The organism is Streptococcus danieliae, from assembly GCF_009767945.1.
GTDB lineage: Bacteria > Bacillota > Bacilli > Lactobacillales > Streptococcaceae > Streptococcus > Streptococcus danieliae.
In genome coordinates this window covers 1-2,258 of the sequence record NZ_WSRS01000132.1, presented here as the reverse complement: position 1 = coordinate 2,258, position 2,258 = coordinate 1, and the positions used below count along the sequence as shown (strand labels likewise).

General features: G+C 41.1%; 1 protein-coding gene. It reads left to right on the top strand.

Going from position 1 to position 2,258, the window contains the following annotated elements:
• Window positions 1–84: 84 nt before the first annotated feature.
• On the top strand, window positions 85–2,258 hold a 2,174-nt coding region (locus E5983_RS08920; protein WP_160333480.1), incomplete at its 3' end, for a G5 domain-containing protein.

Sequence of the window (2,258 nt, the reverse complement as noted above, 5' to 3'; positions counted from 1 at the left end):
GTCTATGTGTTATAATTAGGATGAGATTTCTGTACGTATAATGCATATAGAAATTATTAAAAATAGAACTAAAGGAGACAGGAATTGGATAGAGGAGATGCTAGACAAAGATTTTCGATTCGGAAATATAAGCTAGGTGCTGCTTCTGTATTGCTTGCAACTGTATTTGCGAATGGTGCTACTGCAAGTGTATCTGCTGATGAACAGATTGAGACAAAGGAAAGTGTAGCTAATGTTTCTTTAGAGTCATCTACAGAAGTGAACCTGGTAGAAGAATCAGCGAATGAAACCTATGTAGGACCAGCTGTTTTAGAGTCGAATCCTGTTAAAGAAACTGTTACAGTAGAAGCAGTTTCCGAAGTTGCAGATGTGAAGTCGGAGATGGGAGAAAGTTCTGTTGCGGAATCGAAGTTAACAGAACTTAATCGATTAACCTCAGAAGCCTCTGAGTTGAAAGTTCAGGAAACAGAAATACCAGCTCCAGCTATAGTAGAATCCGAAAATAAAGCGATGGAGCAAGCAAATGTTCCAGCATTTACGGCAAATCTTGATAGTGTATTTGAAGCGAAGCAGGAAACGCCTTCTCATCCTATTGTAAAGGGAGAGACAATTTCTGATGTGACAGCTCCAGATTTCAATAATAGAGCTGCTGTTCAAGACTTGGATAAGAAGTCAGAAAAAGTCGAGCAAGCTAGCCGTCTCCGTTCTTCTTTAAGAGCAACTGGAGCCCGGGAAGGCGAGGTAAGAATTTTTCAATTAGCAAATCAGAAGCAATACAAAACAGCCGATAATGCAGATGTTGGAGCTCGACTCATTTCTTTTGATGGCTATGTATCTGAAAATGGACCTGAACCTGACGGTAAATACCTTGTTCGCTGGGTTGCTAAATACCTTCCAACTCGAGTAAGTGGACGAGCTACTTCTGCTCCTGTTGGGATTAGTATTGCTGGAACTGCAACCTATGAGATGCCTAAGACAGTATTGTTTAATGGTCAAACGATTACTGGAGTTCCCTCTAAGCGAGATGATACGACGAAATATTATTCTCCGTCTGTAAAGGCAAATATTGGTCAAGAAAACACATTGGAGTTTACTTCTAAGGTAAGTCCTTGGCCAAATCGTGATGATTTTTGGGGTTATTTTGCAATTGATTTTGCGACTGCTCTTTCTCCAACTTATAATAAGGTAGTTGATCCATCTGAACGTAAGGATCCGATTCGAAATTTGATTAGTGGTAATGTTGGATTAGATGGAAAAGCCTTTAAAGTATACAAAAGTAGGAATCAAACGATTACAGAAGAGATCCCATTTACAACTGAATACCAAGCAGATGAGAGTCAAGAAGTTGGAAAAGATCTTGTGGTTCGTGAGGGTGTGAACGGAGAACAGACGGTTACTATAACCAGTTCGAAGAATGCCCAAGGAGAGACAGTTGAGACTCGAGGCGAACCAGTTGTTGTTCGTCAACCAGTATCGAAGCAAATAAAAGTAGGAACGAAGCCTAAGGTAGAAACTTCCGCAATTCCATTTGAAACTGTTTATCAAGATGATCCATCTATGAAGGCTAGTGATCCTGAAGTTGTTGTGACGGAAGGAAAAGAAGGTCAAAAAGTTGTTACGACTACCTATAGTCTCGATGAAAAGACAGGTACTGTAACACCGAATCAGCCAACTGAGAAAATCACAGATCCGGTTTCACGTGTTGTTAAGCGTGGAGTTGGTAATGAATCGACGATTCCATTCGAAACTCGCTATCAAGCGAACGAAGAGTTGGAGGCGGGAGAACGAGTTCTTGTATCTAAAGGACAGGAAGGAGTTCGTCAACCAAACGGTAGTGTATCCAAGGAACCTGTAGCAGAAGTTTATCAAGTAGGAACGAAGCCTAAGGTAGAAACTTCCGCAATTCCATTTGAAACTGTTTATCAAGATGATCCATCTATGAAGGCTAGTGATCCTGAAGTTGTTGTGACGGAAGGAAAAGAAGGTCAAAAAGTTGTTACGACCACGTATAGTCTCGATGAAAAGACAGGTACTGTAACACCGAATCAGCCAACTGAGAAAATCACAGATCCGGTTTCACGTGTTGTTAAGCGCGGAGTTGGTAATGAATCGACGATTCCATTTGAAACTCAGTATCAAGCGAATGAAGAGTTGGAAGCGGGAGAGCGTGTTCTTCTAACTCAAGGACAAGAAGGAGTTCGTCAACCAGACGGTAGTGTATCCAAAGAACCTGTGGCAGAAGTTTATCAAATTGGAAC